This is a genomic window from Pseudoalteromonas sp. SWYJ118, from assembly GCF_015864505.1.
Lineage (GTDB): Bacteria > Pseudomonadota > Gammaproteobacteria > Enterobacterales > Alteromonadaceae > Pseudoalteromonas > Pseudoalteromonas arctica.
In genome coordinates, this window is record NZ_JADYXC010000066.1 from 1 (window position 1) to 834 (window position 834).

At 35.0% G+C, this 834-nt stretch carries 2 protein-coding genes; both read left to right on the forward strand.

Annotated elements, in window-relative coordinates; all coding sequences use genetic code 11:
* Positions 1–263, forward strand: a 263-nt coding sequence (locus tag I6F48_RS21205; RefSeq protein ID WP_197120249.1) for a flagellin, incomplete at its 5' end; no start/stop codon positions are given.
* Positions 264–712: 449 nt separating this feature from the next.
* A partial coding sequence (locus I6F48_RS21210; RefSeq protein ID WP_442960992.1) for a flagellin N-terminal helical domain-containing protein occupies positions 713–834 on the forward strand: 122 nt, incomplete at its 3' end.

Genomic DNA, 834 nt, shown 5'->3' on the forward strand with positions numbered 1-834 from the left:
TAGCAATTATTGATAACGCGATTGCAAACATCGACTCACAACGAGCGAGCTTAGGTGCGGTTCAAAATCGTTTTGACCACACAATAAGTAACTTAGCGAACATATCAGAGAACGTATCTGCATCACGCAGCCGTATTCAAGATACTGACTTTGCAACAGAAACTGCTGAGATGACTAAAAACCAGATATTGCAACAAGCAGGTACATCAATCTTGTCGCAAGCAAATCAGTTACCGCAAACTGCACTTAGCCTATTAGGCTAACAGTAATAAGGTAATAGCTACTTCTCTATTTTAGCTAATACTTATAATAATTTTAAAAGGAGATGACTTTGGTCATCTCCTTTTTATTTGGTTTTGATATTGCACCAATCGGCTCAATATGAGCTTTATTTAACGACAGATGATTGTATTGTAACAAGGCTAAATATTTCGTTACTTAATTGTTTTCGGCAATTCCCCTACTATTGTTCTACACCCGTGTAGTTGCAATAAGAAGTCTTAAAAGCAGTTCGTGTCATAGTTAACCCCTAGTAACAAACTAATCAACAAGTTATAAATTTATTAACATGAATTTGTAATTATTTATAAATAAAAGCTAAAGGTATTTTACTCCCTGCCGTTAACTTAATCAGTAAGGGGCTTGTACATAAATTTGTTACGGCTCTTGGTTAAATAAAAACAGTACTTTTACGAAAGTAATCAGGAGTTTTATTATGATTTCAGTAAACACAAATGTATCTTCATTAAACGCACAACGTAACCTATCTCAATCAGGTTCTGATTTAGCGACATCAATGGAGCGTTTATCATCGGGTATGCGTATTAACAGCGC